Annotated in this window: 11 protein-coding genes; 9 read left to right on the plus strand and 2 right to left on the minus strand. The window is 67.1% G+C overall.

What is annotated here, in order from left to right; all coding sequences use genetic code 11:
* Nucleotides 1-25 precede the first annotated feature (25 nt).
* Entirely contained in the window at nucleotides 26-1747 is a 1722-nt protein-coding gene (locus tag DYS74_RS05195) for a glycosyltransferase family protein (protein ID WP_121531618.1), read from the minus strand.
* A gap of 213 nt (nucleotides 1748-1960) precedes the next feature.
* Here DYS74_RS05195 and rfbC point away from each other — a divergent pair, with 213 nt between their 5' ends.
* The 7 genes from rfbC to DYS74_RS05230 all read left to right on the plus strand — a co-directional run bounded on the left by rfbC (nucleotide 1961) and on the right by DYS74_RS05230 (nucleotide 11234).
* On the plus strand, nucleotides 1961-2530 hold the full coding sequence (gene rfbC / locus DYS74_RS05200; RefSeq protein ID WP_121531620.1) for a dTDP-4-dehydrorhamnose 3,5-epimerase: 570 nt from the start codon (nucleotides 1961-1963) through the stop codon (nucleotides 2528-2530).
* Nucleotides 2527-3576 carry a dTDP-glucose 4,6-dehydratase gene (rfbB, locus tag DYS74_RS05205; protein ID WP_121531622.1) on the plus strand — a complete coding sequence of 350 codons (1050 nt, stop codon included), beginning with the start codon at nucleotides 2527-2529 and terminating at the stop codon, nucleotides 3574-3576. Before rfbC ends, rfbB begins: the two co-directional genes overlap by 4 nt.
* Nucleotides 3573-4421, plus strand: coding sequence for a dTDP-4-dehydrorhamnose reductase (gene rfbD, locus DYS74_RS05210; protein WP_121531624.1), 849 nt, complete (start codon nucleotides 3573-3575; stop codon nucleotides 4419-4421). Before rfbB ends, rfbD begins: the two co-directional genes overlap by 4 nt.
* On the plus strand, nucleotides 4418-5299 hold the full coding sequence (gene rfbA, locus DYS74_RS05215) for a glucose-1-phosphate thymidylyltransferase RfbA (RefSeq protein WP_121531626.1): 882 nt from the start codon (nucleotides 4418-4420) through the stop codon (nucleotides 5297-5299). The genes rfbD and rfbA overlap by 4 nt, the downstream gene beginning before the upstream one ends.
* Before the next feature lie 101 nt (nucleotides 5300-5400).
* Entirely contained in the window at nucleotides 5401-8496 is a 3096-nt protein-coding gene (locus DYS74_RS05220) for a glycosyltransferase (protein ID WP_121531628.1), read from the plus strand.
* Nucleotides 8497-8663: 167 nt separating this feature from the next.
* Nucleotides 8664-9782 carry a hypothetical protein gene (locus tag DYS74_RS05225; protein WP_121531630.1) on the plus strand — a complete coding sequence of 373 codons (1119 nt, stop codon included), beginning with the start codon at nucleotides 8664-8666 and terminating at the stop codon, nucleotides 9780-9782.
* Between the two features lie 99 nt (nucleotides 9783-9881).
* Nucleotides 9882-11234, plus strand: a complete 1353-nt coding sequence (locus DYS74_RS05230; RefSeq protein ID WP_121531632.1) for a hypothetical protein — start codon at nucleotides 9882-9884, stop codon at nucleotides 11232-11234.
* Nucleotides 11235-11282: 48 nt separating this feature from the next.
* Here the strand turns inward: DYS74_RS05230 and DYS74_RS05235 are convergent, their stop codons facing one another.
* Entirely contained in the window at nucleotides 11283-12224 is a 942-nt protein-coding gene (locus DYS74_RS05235; RefSeq protein WP_121531634.1) for an NAD-dependent epimerase/dehydratase family protein, read from the minus strand.
* Between the two features lie 585 nt (nucleotides 12225-12809).
* On the opposite strand from DYS74_RS05235, the gene DYS74_RS05240 reads away from it, so the two are divergent.
* Nucleotides 12810-13298, plus strand: a complete 489-nt coding sequence (locus tag DYS74_RS05240; RefSeq protein ID WP_121531636.1) for a hypothetical protein — start codon at nucleotides 12810-12812, stop codon at nucleotides 13296-13298.
* Nucleotides 13295-15853 carry a rhamnan synthesis F family protein gene (locus DYS74_RS05245; RefSeq protein ID WP_121531638.1) on the plus strand — a complete coding sequence of 853 codons (2559 nt, stop codon included), beginning with the start codon at nucleotides 13295-13297 and terminating at the stop codon, nucleotides 15851-15853. Before DYS74_RS05240 ends, DYS74_RS05245 begins: the two co-directional genes overlap by 4 nt.
* Nucleotides 15854-15856: the final 3 nt, after the last annotated feature.

Below are 15856 nucleotides of genomic sequence, written 5' to 3' on the forward strand. Positions count from 1 at the left end.
AGTTAGGAGCGGGAGCGGTGGATTGTCAATCTGGCGAAAGGCCGGGTGCGGGGCGGCGGCGAAGGCGTCGCACCTGCGTCAGGATTTCGGCGGCGCGCCGGGCGAAATCATGCCGGTCGCGGACGGTCTCGTGCAGCGCTGCGGCGCGGCGATGGCGGTCCTCCGGATGGGCGAGGAAATGGCGGATCGCGGCGTCGAGTGCCGGCCCGCTGTCGACCTGCACGAGCGGATCGCCGAAGATCTCGGCGCCCTCGATCCGGTCGGAGATCACGAAGCCCCCGGCCATCGCCACGTCGAACAGCCGGTTCGACAGGAAGCCGTGCTGCGCCATGTCGGGCCAGTGGTCGTTCAGCACGATCCCCGCCCGACGATACCAGGCGCCGAGGTCGCGGTTCGGGATGGTCTCGCCGCGCACCAGCCCGGCGAAGGGCGTGCTTTCCCATTCGGCGCCGTAAAGCGCCGGGGCGTGGCCCTGTGCCACCGTCTCGGTCACGATCCAGCGTTCGGCGCGGCGCGAATTGCCGACGAAGAGCAGCGGATGGGCGGGGACGGGGGCCGACGGGGGCGCGGCGGCCTCGGCGGCGAAGCGCGTCGGGTCCGAGCATTGCAGCAACGCCGAGACCCGCGGCCCGAGGATCGGGCGCAGCTTGCGGGTGTAGCTGTCCGAGGCGACGAAGACATGATCGTAGCCCGCAAGCTCCTCGGGGGCGATCCGGCCCGGGTGGCTGATCATCCACATCAGCCGCAGCGCCGGACCGAAGCGCGGCGCCGCGCGCACGCCGCGCAGCAGCAGCGTGGCATCGGGAGCGAGAGCCGCGGGGCGGTCGGCGAGCGCCCCCCAGGCGTCGGTGAGGCAGATCTCGGCGCGCGCGCCCTGCGCGGTCAGCGCCGCGGCGAGGCTTTCGGCAAAGTGGAAATCGCCCCAGCGATAGGCGCGGGCCTGGTCGGGGGCGGGGCAGAGCAGCACGATGTGCAGCGGCCGTGCCGCGACGGCGGGGGCCATCTGCGGCAGGGGCTCGGGCAGCGGCACGAGCAGCGGATCGGGCCCGGTCCGTTCGCTGCCCTGCGCGTTCTCCGCGACAAGCGCGGCGAGCGTGTCGGCACTGCTGTCCTCGCTGGCGGGGGCCAGGCGCAGCCGGCCCTGCCGCAGGGCATCCGTCTGCTCCCGGGCAAGGGTGCGGGCGATGACGTGATCGGGGCTGGTGTCGAGCACCAGCCAGTCGCTGCCGGCGAGGGGGGCGTGCAACCGGGCGCGGACGGCGGGCAGGTCGGCCGCCGACTGGGCGGTCAGCACCAGGGTGCGCCCGGGCGGCACCGGGCCGAGGCCGAGGCGCCGCGGATCGGGATCGAGGCCGCGGGCCCAGCCCTCGCGGGCGTAATGCAGGATCGGCGCCTCCTGTGGCGCGATGCGCCGGGCGGAAAGCGCGTCATAGCCGGCCGGGTCGAACCACGGGGCCGGCCGCTCGCCGCGCCGCCAGCCGTCCTGCAGATGCGCGCGCAGCGGCGCGGGCGCGGCGGGACCGGCGGGGTCGAACAGGCACAGCAGGCGGCGCAGGCTTTGCGGATCGGGGCAGAGGGCCGCCCAGGACTTCAGCTCGGCCGGCTCGTCGCCCCAGAACCGCGCCGTCTCGAGCCAGTGCGCCCCCCGCTGCGCGGCCTCGGGCAAAATGCCGCACAGCCGCTGCAGGCGCAGCGCCAGAAGCGGGGCCCGGGCGAGGGGAAGAAGGCGGAACGGCGGAAGGCTCATCGGCACGCGTGTTTGACCTGCAGGCCTTTCTGGAAAACGATGCCGCGGGTGTCAATCATCCCGGTCGGGAGATCCATCCGTGGCGATCGGCGAAGATTTGCACAATTGATGCGGCAATGCAGCGAAATTCGGGCGTTGTCTGCAGCTGCCGGTTGCTCGAATCCCGAAGCTGGGATAGCTGTCGACCGATCATTCCCCAGCGGAAATTCGAGAATGCAGATTGAAAAAACAGCGCTGAGCGGCGTTGTCGTGATCACCCCGCGTCGCTTCGGCGATGCTCGGGGCTGGTTTTCCGAGACCTGGAATGCGGAGCGGATGGCCGAGGTCGGCCTCGATCTTGCATTCGTGCAGGACAACCACTCCCTCTCGGCCACGAAGGGCACGCTGCGCGGGCTGCACTATCAGCGCCCCCCGCATGCCCAGGACAAGCTGGTGCGCTGCACCCGCGGCGAGATCTTCGACGTGGCCGTCGACATCCGCAAGGGCAGCCCGACCTATGGCAAATGGGTGGGCGAGGTGCTGAGCGCCGAGAACGGCCGCCAGCTGCTGATCCCGAAGGGCTTCCTGCACGGTTTCGTCACCCTGACCGAGGATTGTGAAGTGCAGTACAAGTGCACCGACGTCTACGCCCCCGACTGTGACGGCGGCATCCGCTGGAACGATCCGACGATCGGCATCGACTGGGGCCTTGGCGACACCGCACCGGTGCTTTCGGCCAAGGACGAGGTCGCGCCGCTGCTGGCCGACTTTGACAGCCCCTTCACCTGGGAGAGTGCAGAATGAAACTGCTTGTGACCGGCGGTGCCGGCTTCATCGGGTCCGCCGTGGTGCGGCTTGCCGTCGCGCGTGGCCATGAAGTGGTCAACGTCGATGCGCTGACCTATGCCGCCTGCCTCGACAACGTGGCCTCGGTGGCGCAAAGCCCGCTTTATGCCTTCGAGCAGGCCGACATCCGCGACCGCGCCGCCCTTGACCGGGTGTTCGCCAAACATCGTCCCGATGCGGTGATGCACCTTGCGGCGGAAAGCCATGTCGACCGCTCGATCGACGGGCCGGGCGACTTCATCGAGACGAACGTGACCGGCACCTTCAACATGCTGGAAGCGGCTCGGAAATACTGGACCGAGGCGGGCCGCCCCGAGACCTTCCGCTTCCACCACATCTCGACCGACGAGGTCTTTGGCTCGCTGCCCAAGGATCCGTCGATCAAGTTCACCGAGGACACGCCCTACGATCCGCGCAGCCCCTATTCGGCCTCGAAGGCCTCGTCCGATCATCTGGTGCGGGCCTGGCACGAGACCTATGGCCTGCCGGTGGTGCTGACCAACTGCTCGAACAACTACGGCCCGTTCCACTTCCCGGAAAAACTGGTGCCGGTGATCATCCTCAACGCCCTCGCGGGCAAGGCGCTGCCGATCTATGGCGACGGCTCGAACATCCGCGACTGGCTGTTCGTCGAGGATCACGCCGACGCGCTGCTTCTGGTGGTGGAAAAGGGCGAGCTTGGCCGCAGCTACAACATCGGCGGCGAGAACGAACGCACCAATCTCGAACTGGTGCGGACGCTCTGCGCCATTCTCGACGAGAAGCGGCCGAAGGCGCAGGGCAGCTATGCCGACCAGATCACCTTCGTCACCGACCGCCCGGGCCATGACGCGCGCTATGCGATCGACCCGACGCGGATCCGCACCGAGCTCGGCTGGCGCCCTTCGGTCACCGTCGAGGAAGGCCTTGCGCGCACCGTGCAATGGTATCTCGACAACGAGCCGTGGTGGCGCGCGCTGCAGGGCCGCAAGGGCGTCGGCGAACGCCTGGGGGTCAAGGCATGATCCTGGTCTTCGGCAAGACCGGCCAGGTTGCGACCGAATTGCAGGCGCTTGCCCCCGAGGCGCGTTTTCTCGGCCGCGACGAGGCCGACCTTTCGACCCCTGAGGCCTGTGCGGCGCAGATCCGCGCGCTGAAGCCAGAGGCGGTGATCAATGCCGCCGCCTGGACGGCGGTGGACAAGGCCGAGGCCGAGGAGGACGCCGCGACCGTGGTGAACGGCGCCGCCCCCGCGGCGATGGCCGCGGCCTGTGCCGAGCTCGGCATTCCCTTCGTGCAGATCTCGACCGATTACGTCTTCGACGGCGCCGGCGAGACCCCCTTCACCCCCGATGCCCCGACGGCGCCGCTTGGCGCCTATGGCCGCTCGAAGCTTGCGGGCGAGGCGGGCGTGCGCGTCGCAGGCGGGGTGCATGCGATCCTGCGCACCTCCTGGGTGTTCTCGGCGCATGGCAACAACTTCCTGAAGACGATGCTGCGGCTCGGCGCCACGCGCGAGACGCTGACCGTGGTCGCCGACCAGATCGGCGGGCCGACCCCCGCGCGTGCCATCGCCGAGGCCTGCCTGACGATCGCCCGGGCGCTGATCGCCGATCCGACGAAGACCGGCACCTATCACTTCTCCGGTGCCCCCGACGTCTCCTGGGCGGATTTCGCCCGCGAGATCATGGCCCAGGCGGGGCTGTCCTGTGCCATCGTGGACATCCCCACCAGCGCCTATCCGACGCCTGCACGCCGTCCGGCCAATTCCCGGATGGCCTGCGATACCCTCTCCGCCTTCGGCCTGAGCCGACCCGACTGGCGCGCGGCGACGCGCGCAGCTCTCATGGAACTTGGAGCAATCGCATGAAACGCAAGGGCATTATCCTGGCCGGGGGCTCCGGCACGCGGCTTTACCCGATCACCATCGGGGTCTCGAAGCAGCTTCTGCCGGTCTATGACAAGCCGATGATCTATTATCCGCTGTCGGTGCTGATGCTGGCCGGGATCCGCGAGATCGCGGTGATCACCACGCCGCAGGACCAGGACCAGTTCAAGCGCACGCTGGGCGACGGCAGCCAGTGGGGGCTGAGCCTGACCTACATCGAGCAGCCCTCGCCCGACGGGCTGGCGCAGGCCTATCTGCTGGCCGAGGACTTCCTCGCCGGCGCGCCTTCGGCGATGGTGCTGGGCGACAACATCTTCTTCGGCCATGGCCTGCCCGAGATCCTCGGGGCCGCAGGTGCGCAGACCGAGGGCGGCACCGTCTTCGGCTATCGCGTGGCCGATCCGGAACGCTATGGCGTGGTCGATTTCGACGCGTCGGGCAAGGTCCGCTCGATCATCGAGAAACCCGAGGTGCCGCCCTCGAACTATGCCGTCACCGGGCTTTACTTCCTCGACGGTTCGGCGCCCGAGCGCGCGCGCAAGGTGGTGCCTTCGCCGCGCGGCGAGCTTGAAATCGTGACGCTGCTCGAGATGTATCTTGCCGAGGGGCTGCTGAACGTGCAGCAGATGGGCCGTGGCTATGCCTGGCTCGATACCGGCACGCATGGTTCGCTGCTCGATGCCGGCAATTTCGTGCGCACGCTGTCGAGCCGTCAGGGACTGCAGACGGGCTGCCCCGAGGAGATCGCCTTCATGCAGGGCTGGATCGACCGCGCGCAGCTGGCCGACATGGCCGAGACCTACAAGAAGACCGGCTACGGCCAGTATCTGAAAGGCCTGCTCGGGGCCGCTCGCGGCTGAGACCGTGTTTTGGTGCGCCCCCGTGTTCGGGCGGCGCATCAAAGCATCCTGTTTGTATCAGTTGACACCGTTTCGGTATTTAGAGATCCGAGAGACAACGCATGTCCGAATTGCCCGCCGACGTCCGGGAGAACATCCCCGAGTATTACGACCTTGTCGCAAGCAGCGGCTATTTCGATGCGCCCTGGTATCTGAAGCGCTACCCAGATGTCGCCGCGACCGGGCTGGACCCGCTGGTGCATTATCTGCGGATCGGTGCGCTGCTGCAGCGCAATCCGTCGCCTCTGTTCGACACGGCCTTCTACGTGCGGCAACGCGGCGACGATCTGCCCGCGGGAGTGCCGCCGCTTGTCGACTTCCTGACCCGTGGCCGTGCCCGGGGCTGGCGAGCGCGGGAAAAGCAGGGCCGGGCGGCGCTGGTGGTGCATGTGTTCCACCTCGACGTGCTGGCCGATCTGACCGGCTATGCCGCGAATTTCCCTGCCGGTGCCGACCGGTTCGTGACCTGCCCGGACAGCTTCGGCGAGGCCGAGCTTGCCCGGATCGCCAAGGCCCTGCCGGGGGCGCGGATCGTGCAGGTGCCGAATGCCGGCCAGGACGTGGGCGCGATGCTGGCGCTTGACGCCAAGGTCGACCTGACGCGCTATGACCTGATCTGCAAGATGCACAGCAAGAAGGGCGCGAAGGAGCCCGCGCGCTGGCGCCACGCGCTGCTGCGCGGCATCCTCGGCTCGCGCGCCCAGGTCGAGCAGATCCTCGAGGCTTTCGAACGCGATCCGCGCCTGACGCTGGTGGGGGCGCGGCAGCTCTACCTGCACGGGCCGACCTACATGTGGCAGAACGCCGAGACGCTCGGCAAGATGTTCTCCGGGCTGATCGGCGATTTTGATTACATGACGCGGGACTGGGGCTTCATCGGCGGCACCTGCTTCTGGATCCGCGGCGATGCCTTCGCCGAGATCCGAGACGCCGTCGCCCCGGTCGAGTTCAAGCCGGCGGCCTATACCGATGACGGCACCGTCGCGCACAGCGTCGAGCGCCTGTTCGGCATGATCGCGGCCCTGCGCGGCGGCTCGGTGCTGCTGTGCGACGTGAGCACCCCCGAAGAGATGGAGATCGTGCACGGCGGCTTCCCGCGCAACGGCTCGCGCGAGCGGGTGATGATCTCGGATCTGCTGCGCAAGATCGACTTCCCGGTCGAGCTGGCGCGCAAGTGGACGCCGCGCGGTGCGATCAACGGCAGCGGCCCCACCTTCGTGCGCGGCTGGCTGGCGCTGGTCGGTGATCCGCAGCCCCGCCGCGGCTATCTGCAGATCGAGGGCGAGCGGCTGCCCTTCGTCGCCGGCAACTTCCGCGCCGACCTCAAGCAGCATGGCGTCAACGAGGGCTGGCACGCGTTTCAGGTCTCGGTCCCGGGCTCGCTGTGCGATGGCAAGCCGCATGAGGTGGTGCTGTTCGACGAGGCGACCGGGATCGAGCTTGGCCGCCACAAGTGCAGCTGGGCGAAACCGAAGCGCAACTATTGGGACTTCCAGGGCTTCCTGAAGTCGTCGATGACCGAGCCCGAGGTGATGACCCCCTTCGTCGAAGAGGACAAGCGCGCCTTCGCGGTGATGGAGAACATCGCCGACCGCATGGCGGGCAAGGGCCTTGCCGCAGAGTCGCGGCCGCTTGTGTCGGTCGTGATGCCGATGTTCAACCGCGCCGGCATCGTCGGCGAGGCGATCGCCTCGGTGCTTGCGCAGACCTATCCGAGCTTCGAGCTGATCGTGGTCGACGATGGCAGCAGCGACGACAGCGTGGCGACGGTGCGCGGCTTTGACGATCCGCGCATCCGGCTGATCGAACTGGGCGAGAACCAGGGCGTCACGGTGGCGCGCAACACCGCGCTGCGCGCCGCGCAGGGCGAGATCATCGCCTATCTCGACAGCGACAACACCTGGGATGACCGCTTCCTTGCGGCCCATGTGGGCGCGCTGCTCGAGCTGCCGGATGCCGACATGATCTATTCCGGCGTGCTGCTCTACAGCGGCCAAGCGACCGAGCCCTATGCGATCCGCTATGGCCACCTGCACCGGGCGCTGCTCGAGAACAAGAACTACATCGACAACAACATCATCGTCCATCGCCGCGCCTTCCTCGACCGGCTGGGCGGGTTCGATGAGGCCCTGCGCCGCTATGTCGACTGGGATCTGATCCTGCGCGCGACCGAGCTCGGGCGGGTCTATTCGGTGCCGATGCTGCTGTGCCATTACTACTACAGCCGCACCGAGAACGCGATCACCGACAACCCGACCCATGTCGCCCATCTCGACGTGCTGCGCGAGAACCTCGCGGCGCGGCAGGAGGCGCATCTTGCGCAGCTCGACACCGCCGATCTGGTCCGCCCGGTCAGCATCATCGTGCCGAACTGGCAATCGCTCGAGGACATTCGGGACTGCATCGAGGCGCTGCACCGGCGCGACTGGAAGGGGATGCTCGACATCATCGTGGTCGACAATGACTCGACCGAGGAGGTGCGGGCCTATCTGCGCGCCGAGCACGAGGCCGGGCGCATCCGTTTCGAGCCGCTCGACGGCAATTACGGCTTCACCTATGCGGTCAATATCGGCATCGCACTGGCCCGGCCCGAGTCGGACGTGATCTTGCTCAACAACGACGCGATCGCCCAGCCCGGCGCGGTGCAGGCGCTGCAACGCGCTTGCCTCGGCAATCCGCGCGCCGGCATGACCGTGCCGCGCCAGATCCTGCCCGCCGGCACCAAGACGCTGCGCACCCATGTGCCCTTCGCGCGCGAGACGAACGATTGCGACGTGAACATCTCGGCCCATCACCGCAACGTGGCGACTGTGCCGGTGTTCCATGACGGCGGCGAGCTCGAGCTGAACTATGCCGCCTTCTTCGCGGTCTACATCCGGCGCGAGCTTCTGGACGAGATCGGGCCGCTCGATGCGGAATACGGGCGCCATTACCGCTCGGACCGGGTCTATTCCGACATGATGCGCAACCTGACCGAGTACCGCATGTTCTATGTCCCGGACTCGCATTTCATCCACAAGCTGCAGAAGGCGACGGACCACCTGCGCGACGTGGGCGAGAAGGACAAGAGCTTCGAGCTGATGTTCAAGCGCAACCAGTGGGATGCCGAGACCGCGGCGCGGCTGAACTTCCGCTCGCCGCCCTGGGACGTGTTCTGAACCTTCCCGGCTGATCCCTCGGCGGCTTGCCGCCGGGGGCAGCATGACATGCTGTGTTCCGAGGGGGGCATGGCAAAGCTGAGCGCAATGGCTGCGGTGCCCGCCCTTTCCGGAATGCGGCGGGCTCTCCGATCTGGCACGGTCCGGAACAAGAAGGAGAGGGGCAGATGACGCGGATCGTCTTGCACGCCGGACCGGAGAAATGCGGATCTTCCTCCATTCAGGCCGCGATCCTCGAGCCCGGGGCGGCGCTGCGCGATCACCTGACCGGGGTCCTGCTGCCGCCGGCGGAGGTGCTGAAGCTTGACCGCGACCATCCCGATCCCGCGGTCGAGGACAGGTTTCATGCGTTCATCACGCAGGCACAGGCCGCCCGACCGGGCAAGGTGCTCGTGCTGAGCCACGAGATGATGTTCAAGATGGTGCCCGCTCTGCTCAACCTGTCGCGAATCGCGCAGGCGCATGCCGACGAGGTGGTGGTCGTGGCCCATGTCCGGCGGCAGTCGGATTTCCTTGTCTCGGCCTTCGGGCAATGGCTGTTCCGCGCCCCGGCACGGATCGCGGAAAGTGCCGCGGTGCTGCGCGAGCACGGGCTTGATCCGTCGCTGTTCTGGGGTGTCGAGCGACACCTGATCGCGGTGCTCCTCGGCGGCTGGATGGTTGGGCGGCAGCTCAGCGGCCATTTCTATCTCGACTGGTCGCAAAGCGTGCCGGAGCGGGTGGAGGCGCTCGCGGCACTCGGGGTGCCTCTCTCCGTCGGACTGTTGCCCCGACCGGGTTTCGAAAGACCGCTGATCGCCGATTTCCTCGGCCGGATCGGCCTGCCCGAGACGCTTGCCGAGGCGGTCGAACAGCTGCGCAACCCGGCCTTTCCACCCGCCCTCATCGAGGGGGTCTGCGCCGCGATCGAGGCCGGGCACGCGATGCCCGGGCCGCATGAGCACAATGACTTCTTCGAGGATATGGGCGCGGTGACCGCGGGCGGGGCGAAGCCGGCCGAGCCTTTCCTCGGCCTGCTTCGGGACCGGGTGGACAGGGCCTTCGCCGCGGCCAATGCGACCTTCGCGGGGCAGTTCGATCTGCCCCCTGCCTATTTCGCACCGGACCGACAGGTCACGCAGACGCAGGCCGAGGAGACGATCCGGCACGAGGCGCAGGCCCGGGCCGCCCTTCCCGCGGCGCTGCGCGCTCGCGAACAGGCCGCCCGCGTGGCATTGGCACGGATGGCCTGGGCCGCCTGGCGGGGGCGGCGCGAGGGATCGGAGGGACATCTCGTCACGGCATGACCCGGCTTGCTGTTTCTCCTGCGCTCGGAATAGAGTGAAAATGTGGTTGCGAGTTTGGCGATTTCGCCTTTTCCCGAGATCGACGACAGGCACGAACAGATGACACATACCGAGCTTCAGGACTGCCGCACCGTGTGCATCTCAGCGCCCGAGGAGGAGGTCCTGAATGCCTGTCGCGAGATGGGGGTGCGGGGCTACCTGATCGATGGCGAGACCGGTCTGGTGCTGATGACCTCGATCGCGGAGGCACAAAGGGTCGTGGCGCGGTTTGGCGTGCGCGCCGTCGAGGGGCTGTCTGCGGTACAGCTCAGGGAGCTGCCGCCCGCCATCTCCCGGCTGTCGCGCAAGACCTCGACGAGCCTGCGCGGGGCGATCGACGGCTTCGACGGCAAGAGCGCGATCGGCGGCTGGGTGCATCCGGATCTGGCGCCGGATCGGCGGATCCGGGTCTTTCGCGGCGAGACGCAGATCGCCGAGGTGACGGCGGATCTCTTCCGACCAGATCTGTTCGAGGCGGGCATCGGCGACGGGATTGCGGGGTTCTCTTGCCGGCTGCCCGGCCTTGCCGGGCAGGGCGGTGACATCGAGATCCGCACGATCGGCGGGGATGTCCTGGCCCGCTGGGCCGCTCCTGCGCCGGCCCCGGAGGCCGCCGCTGCCGCGCCGGCCCGTGTCGCGACGCGGCTCGGGGCCGGGGAAGTGCCCGGCCCCCCCGGGGGGGGGGGGCATTACTGCGTCGATCTGGGCGGGTTCTCTCTCGACTATTATCTCGTCCCGGGGCGGAGCGGACGGATGGTTGTGTTCTCGCCGGGGTTCCTCGATGCCAAGCGCTTTCCCTATCCCTATTTCCAGCGCATGAAATGGGCGCAGCGGCTGGAGGACACCTGCGTCTTCCTCACCGATCCGTCTTTGCTGCTGGGCGACACCCAGATCGGCTGGTTCATCGGCAACCGGACGACCCATTATCTGCCGGTGGTCGCGCGCTATGTCGAAACGCTGGCGGCGTCGCTTGGGACGGCGCCCACCGATCTGCTGTTCTTCGGCTCGAGCGCGGGCGGGTTTTCCTCGATCGGGATGGCGGCACATGTGCGGGGGGCGCGGGCGCTTGCGGTGAACCCGCAGACCAATGCGCTGAAGCTGCACAGCCCGCTGCAGCTGGCCAACACGCTGCGGTGCTGTCTGGGGGTGTCGTCGCTCGTCGATGCCTATCGCGACTACCGGCCGCGGCTGATCCTGAGCGAGATGTTCCGGCAGCTTGGTCACGTGCCGCGCATGACGATCTGGCAGAACTTCTACGATCACTACCACGTCGAGCATCACCTGCTGCCGTTCCTGCAGGAGATCAAGGATCTGTGGCCGACCGAAGAGCTGGATGTGCGTCTTGCCGCGCGCCCGGACGAGGGGCACGATCCGCCCGATCTGCAGGTCATCGAGCCGCTGTTCTGGCCCTAGAGGGCGGCCCCCTGGCGCGGTCGCGCCAAGGGGCAAGCTCGGTGGCCGTCAGTGGGTGTGATTGCCGATCTGCTCGCGCACCCAGTCCCAGCTTTCGGCGATCCCCTCGTCGAGGGTGATCTTCGGCGACCAGCCCAGATCGGTGCGGGCCCGGGTGATGTCGAGGACGACGCGCGGCACGTCGAAGCTGCGCCCCGGCTTGTAGATCGGAACGACGGGTGCCCCGCCGGTGGCCTGAACGGTGCGGTCGATGCCCCGCACCACGTCGTTGACCGAGGCCCCCTCGCCATAGCCGGCGTTGTAGCAGCCGCTGGCGTCGGAGTTCAGCGCCGCAAGGCACAGGTCGGCAAGGTCGCGGACATGGATGAAGTCGCGCACGATGCTGCCATCGCCCCAGACCTCGACCTGTTCCCCCTTGGCGATGCGCCAAAGATGGGTGCCGATGATGCCCTGGATGCCGGTGTGGCCCTGGCGCGGCCCATAGGGGTTCGAGGCCCGCAGGACCACATGCTGGAGCCCGTGCAGGTGGTGCTCCATGTGCAGGTAATTCTCGATCGCCACCTTGACGATGCCATAGGAGCTGATCGGTTGCAGCGGATGCGTCTCGGCCACCGGGTCGGTGCGGGGGATGCCGTAGACCGTGCCGCCCGACGACAGGTAGATCATCTTGCGCACGCCGGCGGCCCGCATCATCTCGAGCAGGCGCACCGTTGCCACCAGGTTGCCGGTGATGTCGGCTTCGGGGTCGAGGTTCGAGGTCGAGGGAACCGTGGTGCTGACGAGATGGATAATGGCATCCACTCCGCTCATCGCCTCGTAGATCTGGGCGGTATCGGCCAGATCGCCCATCACGTATTCCACCCCGGGGAGCGGCGTGCGGAACAGCTCTGGCCGGCGGTCATAGACGCGAACCTGCAGGCCGTCTGCAAGCAGCCGGTCGGCAACGTGCGAGCCGATGAAGCCGCATCCTCCGATCAAAAGTACTTTCAAAGGGGATCTCCGTCAAATGCTCGACCGGATGGTCGCCGGAGCGCTACCGATACCAGAACACTGTCAAAGAGCAATATAGATGCGGCTCCAGCCCCGTCCGGCCATGGGGCGCGGGCGGTCCGACGCCGGATTTTTGGGCTTCGGCTTCGGCTTTTTCGGCGGCTGATGCCGGAGGGGGTGTGGCCGCCGGGCGCCCCCTGCCGCGCCGCAGCGAACCCCCGGCGCAGGGGATTCGCGCGGGGCGGCCACTGCAAGCTGTGGTTGTGCCGGAGCCGGGCGGCAAGCTGTAGTGGATTCCCGCCGAGGTGCCGGCGCCTCGCCGATGTCCGCGGGGCCGGCCGCAGCGATTTGCAGGGATTCTCTCGCAATCTTGCTGCAGCTGCAGAATCACCATGGGTCATTCCGGCGCCGGGGAATGAGCTGGAGCTGCCTCAAAATTAGGAGACAGGGCCGCCGGCACGTCGACGGTGGCTCGTTGGAGCCGAATTCAAGTGGACCAATACACGGCCCGCGGGTATCAAGTGACGCGACGGGAGCGTGGGCCAGGGAAGCCCTCACCCATTTCTTGGATGAACAGAATTCCACATGCTGATCATAACGACCCCTACCTTTGCATCCGCCCCATCCGCGGGGCTGGAAGCCGTCTGGCCAGGTCCCAAGGCTCTGGTGATTTTTCCGGATTCCGGTCTGACGTCGCAACGCATCCGGCAGCTGGAGGACGAATTCTTCACCTTCGAATTCCTTCAGCATCCGGGCTGCGTTTCCGGAATCTTTCCGATTCTGGCGCGGTTCATGGCCACGCAGTTCCGTGAATCCGACACGCCGCTGCTCTATCTCAACCGGCCCATGACGCCGCAGGAGTGTGAGGGCAGCCTGCTCCCCGAAGATCTGGGACTGTATGATTTTACCTGCGAGTTTTCAGACGATGGCACGCTGTCCATGCTGCGCCTCGGAGAGATGATCGCCACCAGCCCGCTGTTCCTCGCACTGATGCGGGTGGTCGGGGAAAAACCGGTCGACGATGCCCTCTTCGTCGATCTGCTGCGCGAGACATTTGCCTGGAGCCTGAAATGACGTCTCTCGACCTTCTCTGGCAGAAATATGCCGCGATCGTCGGTGTGCTGGCGGACCGGCCCGATTTTCGTTTCGACCCGGACCATTATGGCGCCATCTTCCCGGACCTGGCGGGGGACCCGGCCGGTCTGCTGCGTCATTACGAGGCCGAGGGGCGGCCGGCTGGCCATGCGCCGACATTCTACCAGAAGTTGCAGGGTGACGGGTACAAGGTCGACGACGTGCTCACCGCTCTGGTTGCCGATCCGCACCTTGCTGCGGCGATCCGGGACGGCGTGCCCGGGGCCTGCCATCTCGCCTGCGAGCTGATCCATCTCGGCGCTCCCGTCGACGCGATGGTGTCGGACTTCTCGATGAGCGGCTATCTCGACATGCATCCCGACATCAAGAACGCCGGGATGGATCCGCTGCTGCATTACCTGCTCTATGGTGCGAACGAGAAGCGCCGCATCCTCGCCGATCTGCGCAAGTCGCAGATCCGCGGGCGCTGCAGCTATTCCGCCGATCGCCCGACCTGCATGATCGTGGTGCACGAGCTGTCGCGCACCGGTGCCCCGATCGTCGGGCTGGATCTTGCCCGCGAAGCGGCGCGCACTCACAACGTCATCGTGGCGGCCCTGCGCGACGGCCCTTTGCTGGATGAAATCCGCGACCATGCCTGCGAGGTGCTGATCACCACGCAGCCGCAGCGCGACTTCGACTTCTACCGCGGAGAGATCTTCCAGGAGATCGACTTCGCGATCACCAACTCGGTCGAGGCCTTCCCGTTCATCCCGCTGCTGGTCGCGCGGGAGATCCCGTTCCTCGCCTATGTGCATGAATACGCGGACTATACCTTCCCGGCCTACAAATCGACCTTCACCGGGCTCTTCACCGACCTGCTGGTGTTTTCCTCGGAGCATGTTCGCGACAGCTGGGATGGCCGGCTGCAGGACATCGAATTCGACATGGAGCGCGACTGCACCATCGTGCCGCAGCGCGACTTCGCGGTGGGCGGTGTCGATGCGGAGGGCTTTGCTGAGGCGCGCGCGCGGCTGTCGCAGCTGATCGGGCGCGATCTGACCGATGTGCGGCTGATCTGTGGCGCCGGGCATCTGCAGTGGCGCAAGGGAACCGACATCTTCGTCATGGCGGCCCAGATCTGCCGCCGCGACCCGGACACGGTGTTCGTCTGGATCGGTGACGGGCTGAACCCCGAGGACATGGGCTTCGGCGCCTGGATGAGCTACCATCTGCGCCAGATCGGGGCCGGGGATCCGGACGGCAACCTGTTCTTCCTGCCGGCCGGGCCGGCCTATCCCGACGTGCTGGCGGCCTCGGATGCGATGTTCGTCTCCTCACGGCTCGACCCGCTGCCGAACGTGGTGTTCGACGCGCTCGATGCCGGCTGCCGGATCGTGCAGTTCGAGGGCGCTTCCGGCTTCGGCGACAGCCACTATCGCGGCTCCGAGCATTTCATCTCGGTCGAATACGGCAACCCGGACGCCGCAGCGGCCGCGATCCTGGCGCTGCCGCGCAAGGAGCCCTCGCCCGGTTCGAGCGGCAGCGCGGCGCGTCCGAAGCTGTTCGCGCGGCTGCGGGGCGAGCTGTTCCGCCGGCTGGAGGAGCAGCGCCACTTCGTCGTCGGCAAGTCGCAGATCGACGTGCCGATGCTGTTCACGAGCCGTGACGAGGATGCCGAGCTGCGCATCCGCGAGCGGGAAAAGACCATGCGCTATCGGCGCCGGCTGCTGTGGCGCGACCTGAACGAGGTCGAGGAAACGCTGGCGGCCTCCGACAACTGGATCCATCGCAACCTGCGGCTCGCCCCCTATGGGGAAATCCCGGCCGCGGAGGCGAAGGTGCCCGACTTCTCCATGCACATCCATGCCTTCTATACCGACGATCTGCTGGATGACCTGCGCAGCCACCAGGCCTATCACCTGGCGCGCAGGATCGTGGTGACCACCGACACGCCGAAGAAGGGCGACGAGATCTGCGAGATCATGGGGCTCGAAGGTCTTTCGCCCGAGATCGTGCTGGTGAAGAACCGGGGCCGCGACATCCTGCCCTTCATGGAGCTGTTCTATCCCGAGGGCGCGGCCGGAGAGGACGAGATCTGGTGTCACCTGCATCAGAAGAAATCCGTCAGCACCACGGATGCAGGGGATATCTGGCGCCAGTTCCTGATGCGCATCCTGCTTGGCTCCGAGAGCGCGGTCTCCGATGCCATCACCCGGCTTTCCGACCCGAAGGTGGGGCTGGTCGCACCGTTCGAACCCTACTTCATCCCGTGGAACGCCTCGCGCGGGCTGCTGGAGAAGTTCGCCGATCGTCTGCCGGGGCCGATGCCGAAGAACCCGCTGCTGTTCCCGGTCGGCAACATGTTCTGGACCCGCCGCTCGGTGGTGCTTGCGATGAACGACATGTTCGGTCCAAGCTATCCTTGGCCGAACGAGCCGATCGCGAATGACGGCACCGAGTTCCACCTGATCGAGCGGCTGTGGCCCGCGATGAGCACCCATCTGGGGCTCGACTCGGTCTTCGTGCACAAACTCGACCAGAGAAGGGTCTGATCT

This window comes from Paenirhodobacter hankyongi (genome assembly GCF_003664585.1).
Taxonomy (GTDB): Bacteria; Pseudomonadota; Alphaproteobacteria; order Rhodobacterales; family Rhodobacteraceae; genus Rhodobacter; species Rhodobacter hankyongi.